The sequence below is a fragment of the Cupriavidus sp. SHE genome (genome assembly GCF_000812445.1).
In the GTDB taxonomy this organism is placed as follows: Bacteria; Pseudomonadota; Gammaproteobacteria; order Burkholderiales; family Burkholderiaceae; genus Cupriavidus; species Cupriavidus metallidurans.
In genome coordinates this window covers 42,604-67,946 of the sequence record NZ_JWMB01000006.1, presented here as the reverse complement: position 1 = coordinate 67,946, position 25,343 = coordinate 42,604, and the positions used below count along the sequence as shown (strand labels likewise).

Genomic DNA, 25,343 nt, shown 5'->3' with positions numbered 1-25,343 from the left:
AAGTGATCACGTTCCGCCGAAACCAGCGATCAGCTTCCCGCCGAAACAGGTGATCACGTTCCCCCGAAATCGCTGATCACGCGCCCCGAAATACGCAGGAATGGGAAAGCTGCGCGTCCACCCAAATCTTCGGGTAGCCAATCTCGTTGAGCGCCGTCGAGATAGTGCCGCGGATGCCGTGGCCGGTCAGGCGCCCCTCATAGCCCATGAGCTGCACGGCCTTGTTGAGGGTGTTCTCGCTGATGCGCTTCTTGAGTTCGCTGCGGTGTGACAGCAAGTACTTCTGCGCCGGCCGCATCACCCCCAGGAGATAGCGCACGATCTCGATGGCCTGCAGGGATAGCGGCACGATATAGGGGGGCACATCCTGCGGCCGCTTCCCTGCCTTGCGCATTTCATCCTGGAGCTGCTTGACGATCTGCGGTGGGATGATCCACAAGCCCCTGTCGAGGTCGAACTGTTCGGGTTCGGCCAATCGCAGTTCGCCGGTGCGCACCCCGGTCAGGAACAGCAGCCGGACGCCAAGCTGGGTCTGCCAGCCACGGGGGTTGTAGAGCCGGAGCTTCTGGAGGAACTCGGGCATCTCGGGCAGGTGCAGGTAGGGATTGTGGGCTACGGGGGGCTTGGGCTCTGCCACCACGTCCAGGTCGGCGGCCGGGTTGACTTCCAACCCCTCGGCAATGACCAGGGCATAGCGGAACAACTGGTTGAACCAGGTGCGGACCTTCTCGGCGGTGGTGAACGCCTTGCGTTTCTCGATCGCCGCCAAGACGCCCAGGAGTTGGGGGCGGCGAATGTCGTAGATCGACATTCTTCCCAGGGTGGGCAACACGTCCTTGTTGAAGATGCGCAGGATCTGCGACAGCGTGCTTTGACGGCCTTCCTTGAGTTCCTTGCGGCGATGCTCGACCCAGGCATCGAAGACGGTCTTGAAGGTGTATTCGCCCGCCAGCTTGGCCGCGTGCCGTTTCTGGTCGCGCTCGACCTGAGGATCGATCCCCCTGGCGAGCAGGGCCTGGGCCTTGTCTCGCTCGATCCGGGCCTCGCGCAGGCTGAGAGCAGGATAGCCGCCCAGGCACAGGCGCTTTTGCTTGCCCAGCCAGTAGTAGCGGAATTGCCATGACTTGCCGCCTGCGGCTGAGACCATCAGGCCCAGGCAGTCGTTGTCGGAGAGGGTGTAGCGTTTTCCGGTGGTCTTCGCCTGCCGGACGGTCAGATCAGAGAGCGCCATTTCGAGACTCCTAAGTAATGACTTAGGCCCTATGCTCGTCATGGTCCCCGCTCAGCCCCAGCAACTATCCGGTAGCCGACCCACCCGTATTCTTGTGCCTTATTTGGTCACTCAAAAACGGTAGCTGTGGGTGGATTTCCGTGGCACTCGCTGGAATGAAAAAAGGAGCCGAAGCTCCTTTTTTCAATGACCTACAGACCCCAGTAGAAGTCTGTGGATCAAAATTTGGAGCGGGAGACGAGTCTCGAACTCGCGACCTCAACCTTGGCAAGGTTGCGCTCTACCAACTGAGCTACTCCCGCGTACAACTTTTACTGCTGTGGCAGCTTTGCTGCCGTTCCGATGACTTGCACATACTTCGTCATATCACCGGATGCCATTAACCTGGAGCGGGAAAACAGACAAACACCTGAGCGCTAAGTCGTTGTTTCCCAATCACTTCCTTCCCTGTGGTGAGCAGCGAAGAACTTGATTATAGCCTTGTTTTTTGCCCTCGACAACAAAGTTCGTCCAAAGACTTCCATCAAGGTCCAGGAGCAGCTACCCGTCGCTCCGTGCGTACAACATGGCGGACTCGGCCCGGCTACACCATGGATATCACCACGCAGGCATCCAGCAGCACCTGGACAATGGAGGTATCAAAGTCTTGGCGATCTGCCTGACATCCGAAGAGGCTGGCTTCATTGATGGCTAGGAGCTGGCAGAAGCCCTCTACGCAGAGTTCAGTCGGCCTGCAGGCTCCAGGACTTCCCCCCCCTTGATCGAGCAGTGACTATGACCAATCAGCAAGTACCCCAGACAGCAGGGGTCTGGATCTTCAAAGAGCAAGACGCTGAAGGCGTGCCCACGGGCCGAACGGCCTCATTTGACGGCGTGGATCTACAGCCGCTGCGGTACTCGGACCTTGACGGGATGAAGCTCAATGGCCCTGTCAACATTCCACTGAACTGGTCCCATGCACGCATCGTCGAGAGCAGCATTCCGGAACTGTCGGTAGAGGCAGCCGCAAATCTTCGCACAACGCTGGAGAGCCAATACTCGAACAAGGCCATCGGCCTCGTTCGCGGCGGCTGGCTGCCATCCGGCCTGGCTTTGCGGTCGAACATGCTTGTCATGCCCGATCGCTGCACCATCAGCGAGCTTGCGTCACGCTACAAAGATGGACGGAAGGTCCGCGGCGGGGACGATTTTCTCGACCTCTTCCAAGACAAGCCCGTGCGGATCAATCCCGGCCTGTTCGCTCTGGAAGGCAACAAGCGGCAGATTCCCACGCCGCAAGAGGTCGAGGACCAATGGGCTGAAGCCTGCAGAAAAATCCGCTCGGCGCTTCCGCAAGCCCAACTCACCCCCGACTCGGCAGTCGCTGGCTTGACCGGACTCCTGGAGGAAATGCGCGAGAGCATGGAGCGCAAAGTCCAATTCTTGTGTCAGGTGGCCCCTGCACTGCAGTCGCCCATCAGCGCAGCCCGACGCCCCGAGATGTGGAACCAGGTTCTTGAAGCTGCCCAGCGCTGCGGCTTGCAGCGAAATACGCTGGCGGTGCTTGCTGCCCTGAGCATTGTCTGCGTTGAAAACGGCGCAGGCCCCGCCAAGCGTCTGGTCAAGCCTTCCGCACAGTATTCCGAACAGGACGCCTACAACGCGCTGGCCGATCTGAGGGCGCTGGAGCTGCTGATCAATTTCTTTGCTCTATTTCCGCAAGAGCAGATCATGCTGTGTACAGGGGACAAGAACCTCGCTTTGTTCTGGGCAGGAATGCGTGCTTCAGGGTTCGCTCTGCATGGCCCAGCTCCCGTCTCCTATACCTACAAACTTTCTCCCGTCGAAGCGCTCCTGCCTCACGTCACTGCCGATCTGCTAGACGCCTACTTGCAGGCATAGGCTGAGGATGCGAACCGCATCATCGACTCTATCAAGGAAAACGGCTAGCAGGTATCGGGCAAGCTGAGAAAGACCTACTCTCAGCTTAGCGCGGCCCAACGGGCAGAACATGTTGTGCAGGCCGTGCGCTCCACATTCGAAGAATAAGAAGCAGGGAACAGCGACGAATGACGGCCGGCGCGGTAATGCTTTATCGATATATCAGGATGTCGAAACAAGCATGACGTGTGCCGCTTCTTCTCCATTCAGATCGACGTTGATCCGTAAAAAGCTGGACCATGCGTCTTCTGAAACCGCCTGGATATCAGACCATATCGAATCAGTCTTGATGGGCTTGCCCGCCCCCGTGACGCTGGCACCGTGAGCGCCAATCGAGCGGGCTTCTTCCTCGTGGCTCGATGCGCCGGCAACCGGTCAATTCTTGCACAACAGACAAGAGAGGACCACCTGTGGCGAACGCCATGATCGCCTCCCCCATGTTCCTGAGAGTCGTCTCAGGCATGCGCCACAGGCCAATCAATACAATAGCCCTTGATGGGGCAGAAAAGGAGCCGGTGATGTAGCGCTTCCGAAAGGAGACGAGACCATGCACAAGGAACCTCCATTATCAAAGGTGTTCTATCGCCCCATCGAAGCTGCCATACGGTGGGCCGGGCTGTTGCGGTTCAAGACGATGATCCTCGCATCGATCACATCGCCGCTGCGCCTGCCACAGACACTGGACTGCCCGCGATGGAATGAGTGTCGGCTGTATTCGGAACGCATCTACGACGGCATCCTCCACGCTGAGCTTCCTTACGGCAAGAACGGGATCACGCTCAACGACCCAGCGCTGGTGAGTTCGCCGGACCTGACCATCCGCCATGTCGATCTCAAGCGCTGGATGCGCGCCCACTATCCTGAGCATCGCCCCGCCTTTCTCTTCAGCCGTGGCGAGCGCATGGCCCACCCGTTCATCTCCATACAAACAGGAGAGGCGCTCCTCTTGGAGCGAATGGCTCTCAAAGCAGCGTTGGACCATACCCAGCATCAGATGCACGAACTGCGAGAGCAGCACGAAACCCTGCTGAAGCAATCAACCGTGCTGCTGGCTTCCAATCAGCGCGCAATCAGCCACCGGGCAGAGACCACGTACCTGAACATCATCGGCGCGATGCTGGCGCTGATGCTCGGCCAGTCTCCTGCGGGTGTGCCTTACTCCAGATTCAGAACGCAGGAGGCCATCGTCTCTGCAATGCTTGCCAACTGCGGTGGCGCCGTGGGCATCACGGAGCGAACCTTGAATGGCAAGTTCGCCAACGCTAGGAAGAACGTCCGTAGCGCATCCGAGTGAAATCTTCCAGCTTGTATGTGCAATCCAGGAGATTGCATATGCAATGTCTTTTGGCATCCATGTCTATTGAATAGAGATCACGCCAACAAACGCCACTGAGCGTTCAGGAGTGACCGCCATGTCGCAATCCCCCGTACTGCCGCCGAGCGAGCGTCGCATTCTGCGCCTGGATGAAGTCGAAGCGAAGTCCGGCTTCAAGCGCGCCCACATCTACAACCTGATGAAAAAGCGCCAGTTCCCGCAGGCGCTTCGCCTGGGCGTGCGCGCCGTGGGCTGGGACTCTATCGAGATCGACCAGTGGATCGCCGAGCGCGTCAACAGCCGGACCTGATCCGTTCTCGCGCGGATTTCCCATCCTCACACGGAGAGCGCCATGCAGGTCGTATCCATCATTTCAACGAAAGGCGGCGTCGGCAAGACGACCACGGCCGCCAACCTGGGCGGGCTCGCCGCGGACGCGGGGCTGCGCGTGTTGCTGCTCGATCTCGACGTGCAGCCCACCTTGTCCTCGTACTACGAGCTGACCCACCGCGCGCCTGGTGGCATCTACGAGTTGCTGGCCTTCAACGAGCGCGACCTCGGCCAGCTCGTGTCCCGCACCATCGTGGCGGGCCTAGACCTGGTGATCTCCAACGACCACCGGGGCGAGTTGAACACCATGCTGCTACACGCACCGGATGGACGCCTGCGGCTGCGGCATCTGCTGCCGGTGCTGGCTCCGCTCTATGACCTGGTGCTGATCGACACCCAGGGCGCGCGCTCGGTGCTGCTGGAGATGGCGGTGCTGGCTTCCGGCCTCGCGCTGTCGCCCGTGACGCCTGAGATCCTTGCGGCCCGAGAGCTTCGGCGCGGCACCATGCAGTTACTCGAAGACATTGCGCCGTACCGGCACCTGGGCATCGAGCCGCCGCCGCTGCACCTGCTCATCAACCGTGTCCATCCAGTGTCCGCGAACGCCCGGCTGATCCAGCAAGCCCTGCGCGATCTGTTCCAGGACCACGCCGGCATCCGCGTGCTGGCCACCGACGTGCCGGCCATCGAGGCCTACCCGCGCGCCGCGACGCGCGGCATGCCGGTGCATCGGGTCGAACACCGCCAGCCGCCGGGCAGAGTCGCCTCTGCCGCGCTCGACACCATGCGCGGCCTCGCGGGCGAACTGTTCCCGCAGTGGCACCACCGATTTGCCGCGGTGTCGGGCCGTCCGCCCCACCCAATTGGGCCACTCCCTCTTGATACTGGGAGGCCCCATGGCGAACGCACATGAACTGGCCCGGGGCCACAAGCGGCTGCGCGCCCTGATCGAGTTCGCCGTGGGCGAAGGCTGGCACGTCAAGCGTACGCCGGGCGGACACCTCAAATTCACCAAGGCCGGCTGCGCTGCGATTTACACCAGCTCGACAGCCAGCGACCACCGGGCGGCGCTGAACGCCCGTGCCCAAATCCGCCGTGCAGAACGCGAAGCCATGGCATCCAACGCCTGCGGAGGCCGCCATGGCTGACATGACCTCCCAGGACATGGCCGGCAAGCTGCTCGCTGCCGGGTTCGAGCGCAGCGGCCCCACTGCCACTGCCTTGAGCGATCCAATCGCCGACACACCGATGGTCGTGACGCTGGACCAGCTGCGCCCCTACGACCACGACCCACGCAAGAAGCGCAACCCGGCTTACGACGAGATCAAGGCATCCATCCGCGAACGTGGCCTGGATGCGGCACCGGCCATCACCCGCCGTCCCGGCGAGGACTACTACATCATCCGCAACGGCGGCAACACGCGGCTAGCGATCCTGCGCGAACTGTGGTCGGAGACCAAGGACGAGCAGTTCTTTCGCATAGCGTGCCTGTTCCGGCCGTGGCCCCGCCGCGGTGAAGTGGTCATGCTGACCGGCCACCTGGCCGAGAACGAACTGCGCGGCGGCCTCACCTTCATCGAGCGCGCCCTCGGCGTCGAGAAGGCGCGCGAGTTCTACGAGCAGGAAAGCAGCACCGCCTTGAGCCAGTCCGAACTGGCCCGCCGCCTCGCGGCCGATGGCTTCCCCGTTCAGCAGTCGCACATCAGCCGCATGAATGACGCGGTGCGCTACCTACTGCCCGCGATCCCCACCTTGCTCTATGGGGGCCTCGGCCGCCACCAGGTGGAGCGCCTGTCGGTCACGCGCAAAGCCTGCATGTTCGCCTGGGAGCGCTACGCCAAGGGCCGCACCCTGGTACAGGACTTCGACGACTTCTTTCAGGAGGTGCTGTCGCAGTTCGACACGCAGGCCGACGAGTTCGCTCCGCAGCGCGTGCAGGATGAGCTGATCGGCCAGATGTCCGAACTGCTGAGCATCGACTATGACGTACTGGCCCTCGATCTCACCGAATCGGAGAGTCGCCATCGCGCCCTGGTCAGCGATCCCACCCCGCCATCGGCGCCGCCTGCACTGCCCGAGCCTGAAACCATTGCACGTCCCCCAACCGCACCGACGCCATCCACCGCGGCGCCAGCGACTGCCGTCCAGCCACGCGAGGACGATTCGGATTCGGGCGAGTCGTCTGCAGGAAGCCCGGCATTTGGTGATCGACTGCAAGGGCACGTCGTGTCGCCGGCGCCAACGACCGAGCGGCTCCAGTCCATTCAGCGGATGGTCGCCGATGAGCTGGGGGATGCGCTGCCTGATTTCTCGGCGAATGTCTTGCAGTCCATCCCCGTCCAGGCGGGCGGGCTCTATCCGATTTCCGACATCTGGCATATCGACCCTGGCCTCGACACGCCCGACCGTCTGCGCATCCACATCGCCCAGTTCGCGCGCGAGATCGCGGGCGAGGCCGGTGTGGGCGACTGCATCGAGGACCGCACCGACGGCGTGGGCTTCGTATGCCATGCCCAAGACCGGACGCCATCGCCGCAGGGCCGCGCGGTGTTTGCGCTGCTGGCGTGTCTGGCCGGCGAGGTCTTCCCCGAGGCAGGTGTGGACGGCGGGCAGTTGGCCGCCGAGCTGCCGGCGCTGCTCCATGGCCAGGGCAATCCGGCTCAGCGCCTGAGCGATACCGCACTGGTCAAGCTGTTCCGATTGCTCCGCCTGGCGCGGCGCCTGCTGGATCTGGAATCCGGCGCCGCAGCCCCAGGGACGTGAGCGAAGGAGACCCGCATGTCCGCACCCCACCCGCTCAATCAAGCCGTGATCGCCCAGGCGCTCTATGACCTGCGCAACGGGCAACTGCGCCGCTGCAAGGCCATGGGCTTCAGCGAGACCGAACTGGATGCGCTCAAGCACCCCGCCATGGTGAGCGTGCTGGCCAACGCCAATGTCTCGTGGTGCTCCGTCACGGTAAATGGTGAGGTGCTGCGGCGTTTGCTGGCGCAGGCCCAGGATGTGGAAAAAGAGATCGCCACCGTCGATCGCATGCTGCGCCTGGGCGCCAGCACCGAGATGGTCAGCCGCTTCTACGGCCTGACCCACCAGGAAGTCGCCCTGCGCCGTGAGGTGCTGGGCCTGCCCAAGCGCAAGGGTCGCCATCCCGTTCTGGACGAAACCCAGGACACGGAGCTGTGGCGGCGCTGGAAAGCCATCACCAGCAGCAAAAACGTCGATCTGGAGGATGAGACCTCAATCCTCGACGCGACCATGGATCTTGCCGAAGGCATGGATTTGCCACTGTCGGTGGTCTGGGCCGCGATCAATTCGTGGGTCGATCAAGGATTGGCCTGAGCCATGGCCATGGACGACACCGCACCACGCCGTGGCCCCGTCGCACTCGCGGACCTGTTCGACGCGGCGCTGAAAGACCTTGCGCCCAGGCCCAGCCCGCCCACGCCCACCCCCACGCGCATGCCTATACCTGCGCCGTCACCTGCAACGCCAGCAGCGTCCGGCGATGCGTTCCTCTTCAGTGGCAACCGGCATGAGACCGTGCCGCGGCGACTGTTCCTCGATCGCCGGCTGACGCCGCTGGAGCGCAACGCCTGGCAGGTGTTCCGGCTAATGCTCAACGACGACGGCGTGACGGCATTCCCGACCTATGAGCAGTTACGGCCCTGGCTAGCCTCGATGCCCTGCGCCGGCCAAGCCTCGCATGAAACCGTGGCCCGGGCGCTGACGCTACTGCGCCTGACCCGCTGGCTGAGCCTGGTACGGCGCCGCCGCGACGCCAAGACCGGCCGCATCCTCGGCAACCTCTATGTCTTGCACGACGAGCCGCTGACGCCCTTTGAAGCGATGCAGCTCGACCCGGACTACCTGCAGCTCGTCAGCCAGGCGCTGGGCCATTCCGCCAAGGCCGTGCAGGTCGTGGGCTTGCACACCCTCCGGGAAATTGGTGAAGACCCCTTGCTGGCCGGGCGCACCCTGCCGTCCAGGCTGCAAGTCCTGGCCGAACGCCTTGCCAGCCGGGGCATCGGGGCGCCCGAAAGTTATTCACAGGAGGGTGCCACTCACGATTCCGAAGATGGTGATTCAAGCTTTCTTCGGAATCGTGATGACCCCACTTCGGATTCCGAAGCAGGGTCGAAACCCGCGCCAGACGGCTCTCTTCGGAATCCGAAACAGGCCCGTACAGTACGTAGTAGTCGTATGAATGAAGTACGTACTACCGCGCAGGCGCGCGCGCTGGGCGATCTGCAATGGCCCAAGCGGTTCACGGATCTGAAGTCAGAGCAACAGACAGGTGCCAAGGTGGCGTTGCAGCAGGTCGATGCTTCGCTGAGGCAGGCCGTGTTGGACGAATGGGCCGCACGGTGCGCCAACCACGGCATTCGCAATCCAGCGGGATACCTGTTCGGCATCATCCAGCGGGCCATTCGTGGCGAATTCAATGCATGGGCCAAGTCCGACCCTGCGTCGGCGCTGAAGCCCGCAACCAGTGCGGGGCCATCAAGGCCGCCGGCCCCACCCACGCCACCACCGGGTAAACCAGTGCCGCCCGAGGTTGCCCGCCAGCACATTGCCAGACTGCGCGAGTTGTTTCGCAAGCCATAGAACAGAGATTATCCCCAGGGGATAGCGCCAAGGAAGGCCAGCAACGTCTGCAACAATGCTATTTCAATAGGCTGAAAGCTGTGAAACGCAGCCCATAGCTATGTCGCAAATCCGTATTGCGAGCATCAAGAGGGGAGGAAAAATCGTGGTGGATTTGCTGCCGGTATTCATCAAGGCGTCCAAGACGATCCAGCAACTGATGAAGCAGTGGTTCTCTGGCTATCCCGCCGGGATGCCGTGGACCATCGTTTCGGACTATTGCATCGGAGATGAAGGCAAGAAGAACGACGTCTTCTCCTTCGTGGTCATCGCCAATCACGACACTACGGACAACATCTCTGCATACCTCTCGGCTGCAGCCCCCAATGACATCAAGAATGTCAGGCAGATTCCACTAGGACTGAAGCAGTATCTGACCTGCCCGAAGCCGATCACGTTCAGCGTGTCCTTCGTCATTGACCGAGATGCAGCTCTTTTGCGCGACTACCTAAAGGTAGAGCACATGGCCAGCTTTATTCCGGACGCCTGCGAGTTGATCGAGACCTTCCGGAGAAACTCGCCTCCCAGCGCATCCTTGGACCCGGCTTACTTCGATGAAGTCCTGCAGCGGCTCCGAACCTTTGAGAAGGATCTGGCCCGCAAGCAGGTGAATGCCAAGCTGTCTCGACAGATTCATCTGGCATCTGGATTCGCGGCAACGATGTTCTATCTCGTGACGCAGGCCACGGGTGCTGGCTACCTTCGCTGGATCTCCGACAGGGATAAATTGATAGAGCACAACGAGACCGTGGTCTACGACCTGGCTTACCTCTACTTCATGCTCATGTCGTCGAGCCTGCCCGACCTGGAGCACACGGCCGAGGGACTCCTGATACTCGATTTGCCCAAAACCATGTTCGAGCTTCCGAATCCAACGGGAAAGCACAGGTTTGATCCGTTGATCCGCTTGCCGGACTACCTGGCCGGGGCTTTGGCCGATATCGGTTCGGACATGTCCTACTCGAAGGAAAAATTCGGCGAGATGCTTCACGACGTTTTCATCAACTCGTCGAACAACTGGGTCATACAGCTCAGCTCCGACGGCGAAAAGATCACGGCTCGTTCTGTGCGGTTCCGCGCTTGACGCAAGCCTTGTAGGCCTTCATAGCGCTCAGTGGAGCTATCCCCAGGGGATAGACATGCAACTGCATGTAAGTGAGCCGAATCCCCTGGCGCTTCGCGAACTGCTCATCGCTACGACAACCGGGGACTGGTTGATTTCGGTTTGTTGACTGACTGCCTTCCGCTGCGTGCCGATCCTGACGGCTCTTTTCCCACAGCGAGCGGACACCATGGCAACTACCAACGACCCCCTGCAACTGAATCTCGGCTCCTTGCGCAGCGCGATGTCGCTGACGCTGCATACCCACCACGCTTCCCGCATCTGGCACGGACGTGCCGCCGCCGAAGGGCGACCGGGCATCGTCGGCCTGAACGGCTACATCTCTGTGATGAACAAGATGAAGCGCGGCTCGGAGCAGGACGACCCGTATTCGGACTGGTGGATGCTGCGCATCGAAGACAAGCTCGACCAGACCAGGACCACACTGCAATCGCTGCGCGAGCAGGTGGACCAGGCACTGGCCGGTGTGCCCGCCGCTCTCAGCTTGGGCGAGAACCTGAACGTGCAGCCCGTCAAGCTGCCGCTGTTCGTCAATGCCCAACTCGGCTTTGCCGCCGTGTATTTGCTGGCCGACTACGACGACATCGCCCGCAAGCTGATCCTCGCGCACCACACCGCCCTCATCGACCGCAGCACACTGGAGCGCTGGCTCAACGAGGGCGCGCACGCACTTCGCAGCCTGTTCTCACTGGCCCAGCAGTACCGATACTCGGGCTGCACTCGCGACGACTTCGCCTCGAAGAACGCTGCTGCGCGGGCGGCGCTGGAGAAGTTCGGCGAACTGCCACAGCAAGTCGTGGAAGGCACGCGCCGCTCGAAGTTCGCGCCGCCCATCATGCGCCGTGGCCTGCAGCAGCGTGGCGATGATCCTGCCACAGCGGCTCCTTCCAGCATCCCCAGCGACGAGAACATCGTTGCCGGGACACCGGAGTCCGAAGCACCTGAAGGCGCCGGAGACGAGGACGCGCAGGCATGAGCGATCTGAATCAGGACACCCGCTACTTCCGCGCTCTGGAACAGGCAGCCTTCATGCGGCTGGAACACGCGGCCTCTCTAAAAGGCCTTTTAAAGCCTTTTAAAGGTAAGGGGCCTCTGGAGGATTGGGCCAGCCAGTGCTTCGCCATGCGCGACGAATTCATCGCCTTGTCGCAGCGGCAGGTGTTGTCCCAGGCGAACGGGCACCCCTTCCACCTGTTGCCCATCGAGCTGGCCCAGCAGACCACTGGCGCAGGCACCGCCTTTCTTCGCTGGCGCAGACACGACCGCTCGGCCATGGGCGTGGCGCTGTGGCAGGAGCTGATGGCGAGCACCAGCATGCCGGTCAACCTGCTGGCCGACCTGCACGCGATCGAGCTGCAGCGCATCACGCTGAACATGCAGATCAGCCTGTTGCACACCTTGGGCAGGCAGGCACAGGAATGCGCCAGCAAGGCTGCGGAGGCGGAAGAGGTCTACCTACGCAGGCTCAAGTCCATCCCAACCGCAATGCGCGATCGGTGATCGCGTCGGGTACCCCCGCGCCCGGCGCCGACCAGGCGCGGGTATTTCAACCACCACGGAGATTGCACTATGAGCACACACTTCATCGGCGAAGGCAACATCGGTTCACCCCCCGAGTACCGGGAGTTCCCCAACGGCAACGAAGAACCCAGCCGCCTGCTTCGCCTGAACGTCTATTTCGACAACCCCATTCCCAAGAAGGATGGCACCTTCGAGGATCGCGGCGGCTTCTGGGCGCCGGTGGAAATCTGGCACCGCGACGCCGCGCACTGGAAGGACCTCTACCAGAAGGGCATGCGCGTACTGGTCATCGGCCGCATGGAGCGCGAGCCCTGGACGGACAACGAGGATCAGCCGCGCGAGACCTGGCAGGTCAACGCGCGCAGCGTCGGCATTCTGCCGTTCCGCATCGAGTCCGTGACCCTCAGCCCCAGGTCGAAGGAGGCTGTGCAGGAGGAGGAGTCGAAGCCCCAGGCCGCCCAGGAGCCGGCTGCGCCGAAGGAGGCGAAGCGGAGGAAGTGACCCAACATGGGGGGCGAAGCTCTTAGCTTCCCTCCTGCTTACGCAAGATTTCCCCAGGGGATAGCTCTATCAACGTCCACGGAAGCCCAGTCGATCGGCGGCTACACGACGAAGCTCGTTCCGATCAAACTGCCGACCTTGACGGCATACTGAAGGCTGGTTCTTCCTTGAGTAGCTCAAATGATCAGTATCAGGACCCGGTATTCCCTTGCTCAGTTTCTGGCGCAACAGGAAGTCGCCGTATCAATCACGCTGTTGGCCAAGTACGGCGTCCAGCATCTGTCCTTGTCGCATGCCAACTTGCAGATGAGTCTGAACCACACCATCGGCGACCAGGACGACAGGACTTTATTGCTCGTACTACAGGAGATCGTTGCAACGATCGGAAGTCTTCGCAAGAATGTTTCGCCTAAGCACGTATTCGATGAGCGCTTGCATGACCTCTCGCAGTGCCTGTTGCTGGATGGGTATATGGTCCACGACAAGAAACTGCTGCAAGCCGATCCATCCATCGCCGATGCGGCCCCCATGGAGGATGATCTCGTGCGAGCCCTCCGTCAATCGGCTCCGCCGCAGTATGAGGCCATCATCGACAAGATCAATGATTCGGCTGAAGCTTTCCGTGCCAGTCCTCCGGACTACAACGCAGCTTTAACGAATGCGCGGGTCGCTCTCGAAACCCTGGCTGTGGATGTCGCCGCTGGCGTGGCACAGCAGCATCCAGGTGTCGCCACATACAACCCGACAAGCTGGGGCTCGGTGATTGCATTTCTACGCCAGTGTGGCGAAATCACGGTCGAAGAGGAGAAAGGCTTGGCCGGGGTCTTTGGATTCCTCAGCCCTGGCGCTCACCGCCCCATCGGCATTCCGCAAGAGCAAATGGCTCGGCTGGGACGCTCCTTCGCCTTGAACATGTGCTGGTTCCTTTTGCACAACCGGCTTGCTCGCAGTGGCAACTGACCCTTCGCTAGAGTTTCTCAAGCCGATCTTAGCGTCCAGGTCCCAACACCGGTTCAAAAAGGTCGGCTCACATTCATATTCTTTGCTGCCGTGCCCAGCGCTGCCCGACATGCTGTCCATGATGAATTTCATTCGGATGGGACAGCATGCGGCTATTTCTGTGCGAGAAGCCCTCCCAGGGCAAAGACATTGGTCGAATCCTCGGCGCGACGCAGCGCGATGAAGGCTGTCTCAGCGGCTCCGGCGTCACTGTTACCTGGTGCATCGGCCATCTCGTAGAAGCAGCAGCTCCCGAGGTCTATGACGCGGCGCTCAAACGCTGGTCGCTTGAGCAGTTGCCCATCATTCCCCAGCAGTGGCGGGTCGATGTCAAACCGAAGACCTCCACGCAATTCAAGGTCGTCAAGGCGCTTCTGGCGAAGGCGACCCATCTGGTCATCGCCACCGATGCGGACCGCGAAGGCGAACTGATCGCCCGCGAAATCATCGAACTCTGCGGCTACCGCGGCCCCATCGAACGCCTGTGGCTGTCGGCGCTCAACGATGCGTCGATCCGCACCGCGCTCGGCAAGCTGCGGCCCTCATCCGACACGCTGCCGATGTACTACTCGGCACTGGCGCGCTCGCGCGCCGATTGGCTGGTGGGCATGAACCTCAGCCGGTTGTTCACCGTGCTGGGCCGGCAGGCCGGCTACGACGGCGTGCTGTCGGTCGGGCGCGTCCAGACGCCGACGCTCAAACTCGTCGTGGACCGCGATCGCGAGATCGCGGCCTTCAAGTCGTTGCCGTTCTGGGCCATCGACGTGTCCCTGTCCGCAGGTGGACAGGCTTTTAGCGCGCAGTGGGTTCCGCCCGATGGCTGCACCGACGACGCCGGCCGCTGCCTGCAGCAGCCGGTCGCCCAGCATGCCGCGCAGCAGATCCGCGCTGCGGGCAGCGCCCAGGTGGTATCGGTCGAGACCGAGCGCGTGCGCGAAGGGCCGCCGCTGCTGTTCGACCTGGGAACGCTTCAGGAGGTTTGTTCCAAACAGCTCGGGCTGGACGTGCAGGAGACCCTGGAGATCGCGCAGGCCTTGTACGAGACCCACAAGGCCACGACGTACCCGCGTTCGGATTGCGGCTACCTGCCCGAAAGCATGTTCGCGGAAGTGCCGACTGTCCTTGACAGCCTGCTCAAGACCGACCCCTCGCTGCGCCCGATCATGGGCCAACTCGACCGCTCCCAGCACTCGCGCGCCTGGAACGACGGCAAAGTGACAGCCCACCACGGCATCATCCCGACGCTCGAACCCGCGAACCTCTCTGCGATGAGCGAGAAGGAGCTGGCCGTGTACCGGCTCATCCGGGCGCACTACCTGGCGCAGTTCCTCCCTCACCACGAGTTCGACCGCACGGTCGCCGAACTGTCCTGCGGCCAGCAGAAGCTGGCGGCCACCGGAAAGCAGGTGGTCGCCCAGGGTTGGCGCCTGGTGCTGGCCGAGCCGCAGGTGGACGAGGACGGGGAAGCCGCGGCGCGCAGCCAAGTACTCCCCCCGCTGCGCGAAGGCATGACATGCCAGGTGGCCGAAGCCGAGATCAAAGCACTCAAGACGATGCCGCCCAAGCCCTACACCCAAGGCGAACTGGTCAAGTCGATGAAGGGCGTTGCGCGCTTTGTCAGCGACCCGCGGCTGAAACAGAAGCTGAAGGACACGACGGGCATCGGCACCGAAGCCACGCGCGCCAACATCATCACCGGCCTGTTGACGCGGGGCTATCTCGTGAAGAAAGGACGCTCCATTCGCGCATCGGATGCGGCGTTTACGCTGATCGACGCGGTGCCTGCGGCCATTGCGGATCCCGGCACGACGGCCGTGTGGGAGCAGGCGCTCGACATGATCGAGGCCGGGCAGCTCACGCTGGATGTGTTTATCGGCAAGCAGGCCACATGGATTTCGCAGTTGATCGCGCAGTACGGCAGCACCTCGCTGTCCATCAAGGTTCCCCAAGGGCCGGCATGCCCGCAGTGCGGCGCACCGACGCGCCAGCGCACCGGCAAGACCGGCCCCTTCTGGTCGTGCAGTCGCTACCCCGACTGCAAAGGCACGCTGCCGCTCGAAACCGGCGCGGCCAAGCGCGGTGCCTCGCGCCCGCGCAGTAGCGGCCGCAGAGGCTCTTGACCGACCCCGTTCCCCGAGAGCCGTGCCCGCCATCGGCGGCGTGGCCCATGTCCCGCACGCCCTGCGGGACGCCCAGCGCGCAACGCCTTCTCTTGTCCGTGTGCGCGTCCCGCCCGGCCGTCCCCGGCCGCGGGACCTGAAGGTAGCTTCTCCGCGAACCACGTCCGGGGTTTCCCGGCGCGTTCTGCTGATCTGAACTTTTTCCGCCTCTGCGAAGGGTCCCCCGATGGCTTTCCATGCTGCGCGAGCCATCCGGAGACCCTTCGTGGTCAGCGGTATTCGATGCCGTGCCCAACGGCGAAAAACTGGGCTCCTTTTGTGCGCGGATGTGCGCCAGAAGATGCCGGCGCCAACCACGACATGCGCCGGGTGTGAATGCTTGATGAGCAGACGGTTCTAGCGACGACCGGGCCTGCCAATCAGCCCACGGGTGGTTCCGTCCTCCCGAGCCGGAGGCCGCAAGGCCTTCGGCACGTTTCTCCCGCCGATCAATGTTTCGGCCCGATGGCGGGCCGCACCAGCAGGAAGCCAACAAATGCAACAACCGGAGCAAGTACGAGCCGCGTTCGAGCGCGACATTGACAACAAGGTGCTGTTCATCAAGAACGGCAAACTGCTGTTCATTGATGGCATCAGGCTCAAGGCCATCGCCGACCGCGAAGCGTACTTCGCTTCTCTACGCGCCAGGCAACCCCAGCCCATCGTCATCCTCGCCGAGCTGGCACACGATGAGGCATTCGCCGTATGGAAGCGGCATGTACTGGGCAATAGGCCCGACTGATCCGGCTCCGACGCGCCACCTTGACAGCCCCGCACTCGATGCGGGGTTTTGCTTTCCGGCGCCCATCAATCGGGGCTGGGCCGGATGCCGTTTTCCAACTGACGCGGCACGGCCCGCGCACGAAGCTGCCCGCATGTTCGCTGATTCCGGTCAGCACATGCCAGCAGCCAGGGTTTCAGGCTGCTGCGGGTCTATCCCGCGTTGCCCACCAGTCCGCATCGCATCAAGTCTGCGGACGCGCGTCCCCGTGACGTCGATGCTGTTTATCAACCGCGTGCGGGAGCTGCCATCCCGTAAGGGACGAGGCCCCGCTTTTCCAAGGAGCCAGTCCATGTCCCAGCAAGCCTCTTTCGGCCAAACCTTCGGGCAATTGGCCTCGACCTACTGCGGCAAGTTCCTGCCGCTCGAAGTCCTGCAAAGCGCCGCCGGTCACTACATCGGCACGCGCGATACCGAAGGCCCCGTTTCGCGGGAATCCCGCGAGTACTTCCGCAGCTACACCGCGGCTCAACGTGCCCTCGAAAGAGGCGGCTGGTCCCAGCTCGCCATTCCCTGATCCAACTGGAGGAATCACGTCATGAACCAGCTACTGCCGCGGGAAGTCGTCGATCAGATCATGCGGGAAGAGCAGCATTTCGCTGCCGCGCCCCAAGCCTTCTTCGAGGCCTGGAAGCGCGGTGTCGAGATCGCTGGCCCCGAGTGGTTCGGCGACGGCACCCGTGAAGGTCTGAACCAGGCCAAGAGCAAGTGGGATCTGCGTCCCAACATGCTGCAGCTCAACGACGCCCTCGGCGTCCTGAGCAGCGGCGAACGCATGTTCCTGTCCGCCATGGTCAGCTTCTACAACGCGCGCGAGGGCGGTGCCATGCTCAAGCGCTGCCACTTCAACGGACTGTCGGACTTCGATGGTCTCGATCTGCAACGCCGCAAGGTCCTCGCCGACCTGCTGGTGAACTACAACGGCTGGTGAGCCGGTCTCCGCCACATCACCGCGTTTCCGTTCACGCCCCACGAGGGACATGCGCCCACGAGGCCATGTCCCTCGATTCATTTCCCGTCGTCCAGCGCAGTGCTGGCACCGCCAAGGTCAGCGTTGCCTGACACATTTTCCATTTTCAACCCACCGGGTCCAATTCCCGGTGGCGGGAATTGGCTCCATTATTCAATCTGGAGAGTTCCCATGTCCCAGAAACCCAATCCCTTTCTCCGTGGCTACTGGAATCTGAAAATCGTCCGCACGCTGTGCATCAGCTACGACGATGGAAGCCCGCATGTCTGGCGAACCATCCACGCGAGCCAAGATCACCTCTCCGACGAGAAGCTGGTCTCTTCGTCCTGCATCGTCACCAACGATTTCGCGGTGGTCAGCAATGGCCCCGAACCCGTGGGTGCCGAGGTTCTGGCCGAATGCGGCGCCGGCGGAGACGTCAGCGGCGAAGGCGTGATCGGTGCCGTGGTCTATGCCATCCATGGCGATGACTTTGACGGTCGCCCGGTCCACATTGGTGACACCTATTCGGCCGAGGCCGCGCGGGAATTCGTGCAGCGCCTGAATTTCGAGACAGGCTATTACAGCCGGTGCTGGGAAATCAGCCGTGAGCACATCACGGTCGATACCTGGCACTACCTCGCCGACCTGGCGGACCTCGCCACGCCGGAGGCCATGCTGTTCATCGCCTTCCGGGTGCCATACAGCCCGGCGATCGGCGTCAAGCTGATTTCCACGCCCTGGACGGACCAGAACCTGGAGTACGCCGAGGGCATCACCGCCGAGCAGCTTCGGCAGGAGCACCGAAACAAGGGCATGCCGGACGACCTGGCGAACATCCTTGAACTGGCCGGCCAGGCCGACGTGCGCATCCTGATCCTCGACGCCGACGCACCTGCGCTGCTGGGCCTGCCGTTGGCAGAGTCCTAGCTGTCCCACGAAGCGCCAGCCTTCCTTTTCCCCCGTGCCAGCCCGTCTCCCCCTGGAGCCGGGCTGGTCCGTTTTCATAGGAGCAATCTCATGTTCCCCGACCTCATCTCGCCCGCCACCGACTTCGAGCACCAACTGGGAGCCTGCGTCAGCGCCATGTGCCAGGAGGATGCCATCGGCCAGACCCTGGTATTCGAGCGCGACAAGGGAACGCTGAACATGCGCCACATCGCCATGCAGGAGCTGGTTGAGACCGACATCGACCGCTACGAAATGGTGGTATTCGATGGCGGAACCATCAGCGGCGACTCTTGGAAGCATGTCTTCTTTCCACGGCAACGCACGCATTGCTTCGTGTACGACGCCTGACCCCAACAGCCCCTCATCCGAGGGGCTTTTTCTTTCCACAGCGTGCTGGAAAGACGGGAGCGACCGAATGCGCATTGTTTGCTGTCTCGCGCGCGAGGCCCGGCCATGCTGCCCCCCATGCCTGCTGACGTTGTCAGCGACATGCCAGGCAACCATCGGTCTTCGAGGTTGCCGCGCAGTTCCCACTGCGTGACCGAGCCAGCTCGCACCGCATCCATCCGCGAGCGGCCACCAGTCCTGGTGGCGGATGCTTTCGCCTCATCAACCCACCGCGGGGTTACGCACCTTTCCCCGCATGCGTGGGGCCGGTGTGTCTCCGCTTCATCCCAATGGAGATTCACCATGAGCACCACGTCCAACGAGAAATCGTATTTCGACCTCCACACCTCGGGCATCGGCTACATCCAGCGTGCCCGAGAGGTTCCCGTCCGGGGCGGCCGCCGTGCGCAGCCCTTCCTGGCATGCACCATCGCCGCACTGGTCGGTTCCGCCAAGGGCCCCAGCTACCGCTACTTCGACGTCAAGGTCTCGGGTGCCGAGGCCAAGAAACTGGTCGAGCGCTACATCGGCGTTGACGATCCCAAGCAGCGGCCGCTGGTACGCTTCCGCCTCGGCGACCTCTGGGGCGATGCGTACATCCGCGACAAAGGTGAGCACAAGGGCCAGGCGGCCGCGTCTCTGAAGGCGCGACTGCTGAAGGCCGAGCCGCTTGACCGGGCCGAACTGGCTTCGATCAAGCAGCACGAGCTGATCACCCGCGGCATCGGCTACCTCAGCCGTCCGAAGGATGTCTCCCCCAAGGATGGCGATCCGTTCCTGTCGTGCTGCGTCGCGGCGCTGGCCGGACCTGTCGGTGAACCGGAATATCGGTACTTCGACACCATCGTCGCCACCCCTGAAGCCGAGCACCTGGTTCGCCGGTGCGTGCAGGCCATCGAAGGGGACCGCAAGGTGCTGATCGCCTTCCGTCTGAACGACATGAAGATCGATCCGTACATCCGCACCAAGGGCGAGCGCGCCGGGGAACCGGGAGCGAGCCTGGAATCGACGCTGGTCCACATCGGTCTCATCAAGATCGACGGCACCCAGGTCTATCCGACGAGCCAGGCGCAAGCCGAGGCACCGCAAGCCGAGGGCGCACCCGCGCCCGAAGCCGAGGTTGCCGCCGACACCGCTGCCGACCAGCCTGCCCTGCCCGCCGAGCGCGAGCCCGCAGGTGAAGTCGAGGAGCAGGAGCCGGCATTGGCTGCTTCGTTCTGAACCGGCATGGCCCCTCACGGGGCCTTGTCGCTTCTCATCCCCCGCAACCGCTGCGCCCCTTGGCTCCCAGCGCGTCAGCGCTCTTCATCCCCCGAGTTCCGCGTGGTTTCAGGACCGCGCGGTTGTCGCATTTCTCCAAGGAGAACAACCATGTCTCTGGCATCCCGTTTTGCCCCGCAGTCCCCGATCCTGCGTTCCGATCGCCCGCTCTCGGATGACCGCATCCGTGCTGTTGCTCCATCGATCTTTGCCGACGCCCCGCATGGGAGCCGGTCCGATCGGTATGCCTACATACCGACCGCGACCGTGCTGACCAAGCTGCGCCAGGAGGGGTTCGAGCCCTTCATGGTGTGCCAGACGCGCGTGCGCAACGAAGACCGGCGTGAATACACCAAGCATCTCATCCGACTTCGCCATGCCAGCCAGATCAATGGCGACGAGGCGAACGAGATCATCTTGCTCAACAGCCACGACGGCACGAGCAGCTACCAGATGCTGGCCGGCATGTTCCGGTTCGTCTGCCACAACGGCCTGGTCTGCGGTGACACCACCGCCGACATCCGCGTGCCCCACAAGGGCGACGTGGCAAGCCAGGTGATCGAAGGTGCTTACGAAGTCCTCGAAGGCTTCGAGCGCGTGCAGAACTCGCGCGATGCGATGCGCACCATCACCCTCGATGAGGGCGAAGCGGAAATATTTGCGCATTCCGCCCTCGCACTCAAGTACGACGACCCGGCCAAGTCCACGCCTGTCACGGAAAGCCAACTGCTGGCCCCGCGACGCTGGGACGACCGCAAGGGCGACCTGTGGGCCGTCTTCAACCGCGTCCAGGAGAACCTCGTCAAAGGGGGGCTGAGCGGACGCTCGGCCAGCGGCCGCCATCAACGCACCCGTCCGGTGCAAGGAATCGACCAGAACCTGCGCCTGAACCGGGCGCTGTGGCTCCTGGCCGAAGGCATGCGCCAGCTCAAGGCGTGATGCCAAGCGGACCTCGCCCATCTCGGGCGAGGCCCATTCCCTTTCATCCACCGGGTGCCGTCGGCGTCCCGTCATTCATCATCAGGAGAACCATCATGGCAACCACATCGGCTCCCGAGAAATCGGTATCGCCCATCGTCGTCCCGGGCCAGCTCACGCTGCGCACCATCCATGGCCGCAACGGCAAGTTCAACGTCGGCAAGCTCGACTGCCAACTCGGCAAGTTCACGATCAAGGACGCTGAATTGGAGCAGTACCCCGAGGGCAAGTACCAAGGGGAATTCGTCCTTCGCTACATCTTCCTCAAAAGCTATCCGATCAGCGACGGCAGCATGCGTTCCGAGATGCGCGCCAACCTGGACGGCATGACGCTTCTCGGCATCGACAAACTGAGCCGTGACGAGGCACGCAGCTTCGGCACCCAGGAAGTCGATCCACTTGATGAAGAGCAAGGAGCGCAGCCTGTGGCAACGCCGGCCAAGCCCGCCAAAGCATCCAGACCCGCCAAGCCTGCCCCCGAGCAGGCGTCCGCGGACCCTCTCGTCGATACCACGCCCTTCGGCGTGGATGCGCCGATGGCCGCTGCGGCTGCTGCCTCCGGCAGCACCGAAGACGGCGACGCCGGTCTGTTCGGTCTGCTCTGGCCGCTGGGAGAGTCCGTAAAACTGGATTCGACCATCGACCGCCGCACCCTGCGCACGCAAATTGCCCGCCTGGGCGAACTGGGCTACGCGCTGGACTTCAAGACGCAGGAGTGGAGCCGCCAGGCCGGACTGCAACCTGCGTGATCGCAGACGCCGCATCCGCGGTGTTCTTCATCCACCCGCCGGGGTTTCTTCCCCATGCGGGGAGGCTCCGGCTTTCTTCTGGAGGTCTCCATCATGTCCACCATCGCTTGCGATGTACCTCATTGCACGCTGGACGAACCCGCCTGGCGCGCTGTCTGCAAGACAGCCGCCGAGCACGCCCAGCGTGGTTGCGGCCTGTCCTGGGATCACTGGGTCACGCTTTTCAGCTCGGAGATCGACACGCAAGCCGGTCGATTGCCGCAGGACCAGCGCACTCAAGCGCTGGAGATCGCAGCCCGGGAATGGGACTACGCAACGCCTGCCGAGCGGCAGGAAACCCAAGACTGGAATGCGGAGCATGGCTACTGCTCGCATGGGATCGAGTTCGGCTACTGCCCGGCCGGTTGTGATCGCGACGATGACGACTGGGACTGAGGGTAAAGCATAGGTTCCTTCGCCGCACGCGCGGCATTCCATCACCCGCTGGGGGTTCTCCCCCACGGGGAGGCCTCCGGCTCCATTCTTCAGGAGGCCTCTCATGGGCTGGTATTTCTCCCCCCAATCGCGGTCTGAACTGATCGCGGAACTGATCGCACCGCAAGAGACCGAGCGCGCCAGCGTCAAGGTCATCGTCCACGCGCTGCGCGGCAACGTCCTGTGGTCCGTCACGGAAGTGACGGCCAAGGTCGAAGGCGTGCATCGTCATCTGGAGCCAGGCCAATCCCTGCGCTACATCCGTTGTGATCTGCTCGAACGCAGCGGCAACCAGTGGGGCTACAAGCCACTGGACGAGTCCATGCACCCGTACTACTACACGTGCCCGCTGTCCTATCTGGACCTCGCACCAGAGCAGTCCGCCGACTGGCGTGCAGGCGTTCGCGCCTACCACGCGCGCCGGCGCACACCCACGGCACCTGCGGCACCCACCGCAGCGCTGATGGCCTGAGCCAGGAGGAACCGACATGGACCCGATCCTGGCTGCGCTTCCGCCCTCGCTGCTGAAGCTCGTTGAAGGGAGTTTGTCCAACGACGAAGTTTCTTCCGACGAGGAAATGCTGGAGTACTTCATCAGCAACGGCCTCACCGAGGAACAGGCGCGGCAGGCACTGACCTACCGCGACCAGTACCTCAACAACATCTACCTGGAGGGCTTCACGCCAATCACTTCGGTAGATGAGGCGCTTCACTTCAACCCGCACACCCGGCAGTTCGAGCCGGACTGAGCGGCTTTCTTCCACCCCCTGGGGCAGTACTTGCCCCAGCGGGCGGTGCTGTTCCCGTTCATCCGAGGACACCACCATGCCCGCAAACACCTCTTCCACCACGCTGTATCGCATCGACGAATGCTCCGACGTGATGGCCGACGCTTGCGTCGGCGATGACCAGGGCAATCTGATCTTCCTGTCGATCTGGGCGCGGGATACTGCCGTCCAGCAGTTCCTCGCTCGTCTGACCCTCGGGCGCGACGAACAGGGCCTGGACCAGTTCCACGTCATCACCGACCAGGGCGGCAGCGTCCCGGTGTTCGTCAGCAACGTCGATCGCCTGGAAAAGCGCATGACCCGTGCCTACCGGCGAACGCTGTTCGGTTCGCTGTCCAACGTGTGGCTGTTCGACCGCCGCTGCATCAAGCCCGACAAGGCAAACGCCAGCGCACTGGCATTGCTGCCCAAGGGCAGCGCCCACCGGCTTGACCGCCTGTGGATGCTGGTGCGGGACACCTGCCCACTGCCGCTGCTCGACCACTGGCGCGAAACCGTGCTGGAACTGCTACAGACCCGCGAGATGCTGGCCCGCCTTCCGTTCGCCCTCGGGCCGCTGGAAGGCCATCGGCTCGCCATCGACGTGCCGGCGCTGACCCTGGCGCTGGGCTCCCTGATCCGCAGTGACGTACTCACCGCCTATCCCTATCCGGCCAAGATTTGGACGCCGGAAGCGGTAGCGGCCTGACCACCCTCGAAAGCAGGCCAAGGCGTGCTTTCGCACTTCATCCCCGCCAACCAGGAGACTTCCATGGCTCTCATGTTCCCGCGGCTCGCCCGCAATTTCGCCAAGAACGGGTATTACCCGACCGACGAACCCACGCTCGAAAGAGCCCTCAACGCACTGATGCCCAGCGATGGGCCGATGTGCATCCTCGATCCCTGCGCCGGTGAAGGCGTGGCGATCGCTGAAGCCGCTCATGCCCTCGGGCGCGAGCAGGCCAGGGCGTTCGCCGTCGAGTTCGACGCGGAACGGGCACGCCATGCCCGCGGCCTGGTCGATCACTGCCTGCACGCGGACCTGATGGACACGATGATCTCCAAGCAGTCGTTCGGGCTGCTCTGGCTCAACCCGCCGTATGGCGATCTGTCCAAGGACGTCAACGGCAACATCGGCTATCAGGGCCAGAGCCGTGCACGCTTCGAGAAGCTGTTCTATCAGCGCAGCCTGTCGCTGTTGCAGTACGGCGGCGTGCTGGTCTTCATCGTCCCTGGCTACGTGCTCGACGCCGAGCTGGTCGGCTGGCTGACACGCCACTACACGGACCTGCGGATCTACCGAGCGGTGGAACCGCAGTTCAAGCAGGTGGTGATCTTCGGCCGCAGGGTGCGCCAGCGCGAGCTGGCACCCGATGGTCTCAAGGCCGTGCGCAATCTGCTGCTGCAGGTCGGGCTTGGTGAAGTCGAAGCCGAGGAGCTGCCGAGCGAATGGCCGTTCCTGCCGTACATCGTCCCCGCCAGTCCGGCCGAGCCGGAGCATTTTTTCCGCGTGACGATTGAGCCTGAGCAGTTCGCCGATGAAGTCGGCCGGCTGCAAGGCCTCTGGCCGTCGCAAGACACGCACCTGGGGGCCGCGCAGCAGTCGCTGCGTCCACCGGCGCATGCCTTGTCCCACTGGCATCTCGCGCTGGCCCTGGCCGCGGGCGCGATCTCGGGGGTTGTGCGCTCCAAGACCGGGCGCGTACTCGTCGTCAAAGGTGACACCCACAAGGACAAGACGCTTCAACGCGAATTCACCGAACGCGAAGACGGCTCCATCGCCGAGACCCGCATCCTCACCGACAAGTTCGTGCCCGTCATCCGCGCGTGGGACATGACGCCTGGCTCCCCCACGCGGGGCGAGGTGTTGACCATCCGCTGATCGCTTCTCTACCGCTGACGGTCACCGTCGGCTTCCTCCACCCACCGGGGTCCAGTCGCCCCGATGGGGCGCCGTGGCCCCTCCATCTTCAAGGAGCCTTCCATGGCAGCCCAAGCACTTCCCATCGGCCAGACATCGAGCCGGCGCTTCTTCCCAGGCGAGACCGTCGTGACCTGCGGCGTTGACGCCCTGGTCCAGCAAGGCCGGCTCAACCCGGTGCCGTACCTGCACCGCCACCTCAATGGCGACTGGGGCGACCTCGACGACTACGACAAGCGGCAGAACGAAGCCGCGCTGGAGTCCGGCGAGGACCGCCTGTTCTCTTCCTACCAGATCGCACCCGGCCTGCAGCTTTGGATCATCACCGAATCGGATCGCAGCGTGACCACGCTGCTGCTGCCTAGCGAGTACTGATTCTCTCC

General features: G+C 63.0%; 27 protein-coding genes, 1 tRNA gene and 2 pseudogenes. 28 read left to right on the top strand and 2 right to left on the bottom strand.

Translation table 11 applies throughout. The features are described from left to right. Window positions 1–97: 97 nt before the first annotated feature. Window positions 98–1,231 (bottom strand): annotated as a pseudogene (locus tag RN01_RS02970) (tyrosine-type recombinase/integrase); the annotation flags it as partial. Between the two features lie 226 nt (window positions 1,232–1,457). Beyond that, window positions 1,458–1,533: transfer RNA gene (locus RN01_RS02965), tRNA-Gly, on the bottom strand. A 472-nt stretch (window positions 1,534–2,005) separates the two neighbouring features. Here RN01_RS02965 and RN01_RS02960 point away from each other — a divergent pair. From RN01_RS02960 to RN01_RS02825, 28 genes and pseudogenes are all read left to right on the top strand, one after another. Then, on the top strand, window positions 2,006–3,112 hold the full coding sequence (locus RN01_RS02960; protein ID WP_048935056.1) for a hypothetical protein: 1,107 nt from the start codon (window positions 2,006–2,008) through the stop codon (window positions 3,110–3,112). A 586-nt stretch (window positions 3,113–3,698) separates the two neighbouring features. Next, window positions 3,699–4,445: a hypothetical protein gene (locus tag RN01_RS02955; RefSeq protein ID WP_039016644.1), complete on the top strand. Its 747-nt coding sequence runs from the start codon at window positions 3,699–3,701 to the stop codon at window positions 4,443–4,445. Between the two features lie 118 nt (window positions 4,446–4,563). Then, a complete protein-coding gene (locus RN01_RS02950; protein WP_039016643.1) occupies window positions 4,564–4,776 on the top strand; it encodes an AlpA family transcriptional regulator in 213 nt (70 codons plus the stop codon). Between the two features lie 42 nt (window positions 4,777–4,818). Next, window positions 4,819–5,709 (top strand): ParA family protein, encoded by an 891-nt coding sequence (locus RN01_RS02945; RefSeq protein ID WP_039016642.1) that lies wholly within the window; start codon window positions 4,819–4,821, stop codon window positions 5,707–5,709. Then, window positions 5,693–5,944, top strand: a complete 252-nt coding sequence (locus RN01_RS02940; protein WP_039016641.1) for a hypothetical protein — start codon at window positions 5,693–5,695, stop codon at window positions 5,942–5,944. The genes RN01_RS02945 and RN01_RS02940 overlap by 17 nt, the downstream gene beginning before the upstream one ends. Continuing rightward, complete coding sequence (locus tag RN01_RS02935) at window positions 5,937–7,559, top strand: ParB family protein (RefSeq protein WP_039016640.1); 1,623 nt, start codon at window positions 5,937–5,939, stop codon at window positions 7,557–7,559. The genes RN01_RS02940 and RN01_RS02935 overlap by 8 nt, the downstream gene beginning before the upstream one ends. Before the next feature lie 15 nt (window positions 7,560–7,574). Next, window positions 7,575–8,135 carry a DUF2857 domain-containing protein gene (locus RN01_RS02930; RefSeq protein WP_039016639.1) on the top strand — a complete coding sequence of 187 codons (561 nt, stop codon included), beginning with the start codon at window positions 7,575–7,577 and terminating at the stop codon, window positions 8,133–8,135. A gap of 3 nt (window positions 8,136–8,138) precedes the next feature. Then, window positions 8,139–9,401, top strand: a complete 1,263-nt coding sequence (locus RN01_RS02925; protein ID WP_039016638.1) for an STY4528 family pathogenicity island replication protein — start codon at window positions 8,139–8,141, stop codon at window positions 9,399–9,401. Window positions 9,402–9,501: 100 nt separating this feature from the next. Next, window positions 9,502–10,524: a hypothetical protein gene (locus RN01_RS02920; protein ID WP_039016637.1), complete on the top strand. Its 1,023-nt coding sequence runs from the start codon at window positions 9,502–9,504 to the stop codon at window positions 10,522–10,524. Between the two features lie 208 nt (window positions 10,525–10,732). Continuing rightward, window positions 10,733–11,539 carry a PFL_4669 family integrating conjugative element protein gene (locus RN01_RS02915; RefSeq protein WP_039016636.1) on the top strand — a complete coding sequence of 269 codons (807 nt, stop codon included), beginning with the start codon at window positions 10,733–10,735 and terminating at the stop codon, window positions 11,537–11,539. Further along, on the top strand, window positions 11,536–12,063 hold the full coding sequence (locus RN01_RS02910) for a DUF3158 family protein (RefSeq protein WP_039016635.1): 528 nt from the start codon (window positions 11,536–11,538) through the stop codon (window positions 12,061–12,063). Before RN01_RS02915 ends, RN01_RS02910 begins: the two co-directional genes overlap by 4 nt. 69 nt (window positions 12,064–12,132) lie before the next feature. Continuing rightward, entirely contained in the window at window positions 12,133–12,585 is a 453-nt protein-coding gene (locus RN01_RS02905; protein ID WP_039016634.1) for a single-stranded DNA-binding protein, read from the top strand. A 180-nt stretch (window positions 12,586–12,765) separates the two neighbouring features. Beyond that, window positions 12,766–13,545: a hypothetical protein gene (locus RN01_RS02900; protein WP_039016633.1), complete on the top strand. Its 780-nt coding sequence runs from the start codon at window positions 12,766–12,768 to the stop codon at window positions 13,543–13,545. A gap of 146 nt (window positions 13,546–13,691) precedes the next feature. Continuing rightward, on the top strand, window positions 13,692–15,704 hold the full coding sequence (locus RN01_RS02895; RefSeq protein ID WP_039016632.1) for a DNA topoisomerase III: 2,013 nt from the start codon (window positions 13,692–13,694) through the stop codon (window positions 15,702–15,704). A 550-nt stretch (window positions 15,705–16,254) separates the two neighbouring features. Continuing rightward, window positions 16,255–16,485 (top strand): annotated as a pseudogene (locus RN01_RS02890) (hypothetical protein); the annotation flags it as partial. Between the two features lie 331 nt (window positions 16,486–16,816). After that, the gene (locus RN01_RS02885) at window positions 16,817–17,041 is read left to right on the top strand and encodes a hypothetical protein (protein WP_039016630.1); all 225 of its coding nucleotides are present in this window, start codon (window positions 16,817–16,819) and stop codon (window positions 17,039–17,041) included. A 21-nt stretch (window positions 17,042–17,062) separates the two neighbouring features. Then, window positions 17,063–17,455 (top strand): hypothetical protein, encoded by a 393-nt coding sequence (locus tag RN01_RS02880; RefSeq protein ID WP_039016629.1) that lies wholly within the window; start codon window positions 17,063–17,065, stop codon window positions 17,453–17,455. Window positions 17,456–17,665: 210 nt separating this feature from the next. After that, complete coding sequence (locus tag RN01_RS02875; protein WP_039016628.1) at window positions 17,666–18,403, top strand: hypothetical protein; 738 nt, start codon at window positions 17,666–17,668, stop codon at window positions 18,401–18,403. 90 nt (window positions 18,404–18,493) lie between these two features. After that, complete coding sequence (locus RN01_RS02870) at window positions 18,494–18,772, top strand: hypothetical protein (RefSeq protein ID WP_039016627.1); 279 nt, start codon at window positions 18,494–18,496, stop codon at window positions 18,770–18,772. Window positions 18,773–19,114: 342 nt separating this feature from the next. Continuing rightward, a complete protein-coding gene (locus RN01_RS02865; protein WP_039016626.1) occupies window positions 19,115–20,032 on the top strand; it encodes a DUF3577 domain-containing protein in 918 nt (305 codons plus the stop codon). 150 nt (window positions 20,033–20,182) lie between these two features. Then, complete coding sequence (locus tag RN01_RS02860; protein ID WP_039016625.1) at window positions 20,183–21,010, top strand: DUF932 domain-containing protein; 828 nt, start codon at window positions 20,183–20,185, stop codon at window positions 21,008–21,010. 95 nt (window positions 21,011–21,105) lie between these two features. Then, a complete protein-coding gene (locus RN01_RS02855; RefSeq protein WP_039016624.1) occupies window positions 21,106–21,798 on the top strand; it encodes a DUF3275 family protein in 693 nt (230 codons plus the stop codon). A 93-nt stretch (window positions 21,799–21,891) separates the two neighbouring features. Next, window positions 21,892–22,233 (top strand): hypothetical protein, encoded by a 342-nt coding sequence (locus RN01_RS02850; protein ID WP_039016623.1) that lies wholly within the window; start codon window positions 21,892–21,894, stop codon window positions 22,231–22,233. A gap of 103 nt (window positions 22,234–22,336) precedes the next feature. After that, window positions 22,337–22,744, top strand: coding sequence for a hypothetical protein (locus RN01_RS02845; protein WP_039016622.1), 408 nt, complete (start codon window positions 22,337–22,339; stop codon window positions 22,742–22,744). A 16-nt stretch (window positions 22,745–22,760) separates the two neighbouring features. After that, a complete protein-coding gene (locus tag RN01_RS02840) occupies window positions 22,761–23,021 on the top strand; it encodes a hypothetical protein (RefSeq protein WP_011347578.1) in 261 nt (86 codons plus the stop codon). Window positions 23,022–23,097: 76 nt separating this feature from the next. Beyond that, window positions 23,098–23,748, top strand: a complete 651-nt coding sequence (locus tag RN01_RS02835; RefSeq protein ID WP_039016621.1) for a hypothetical protein — start codon at window positions 23,098–23,100, stop codon at window positions 23,746–23,748. Between the two features lie 39 nt (window positions 23,749–23,787). Further along, entirely contained in the window at window positions 23,788–24,921 is a 1,134-nt protein-coding gene (locus RN01_RS02830; RefSeq protein WP_255354594.1) for a DUF6094 domain-containing protein, read from the top strand. A 102-nt stretch (window positions 24,922–25,023) separates the two neighbouring features. Further along, entirely contained in the window at window positions 25,024–25,335 is a 312-nt protein-coding gene (locus RN01_RS02825; protein WP_048935055.1) for a hypothetical protein, read from the top strand. Window positions 25,336–25,343 lie beyond the last annotated feature (8 nt).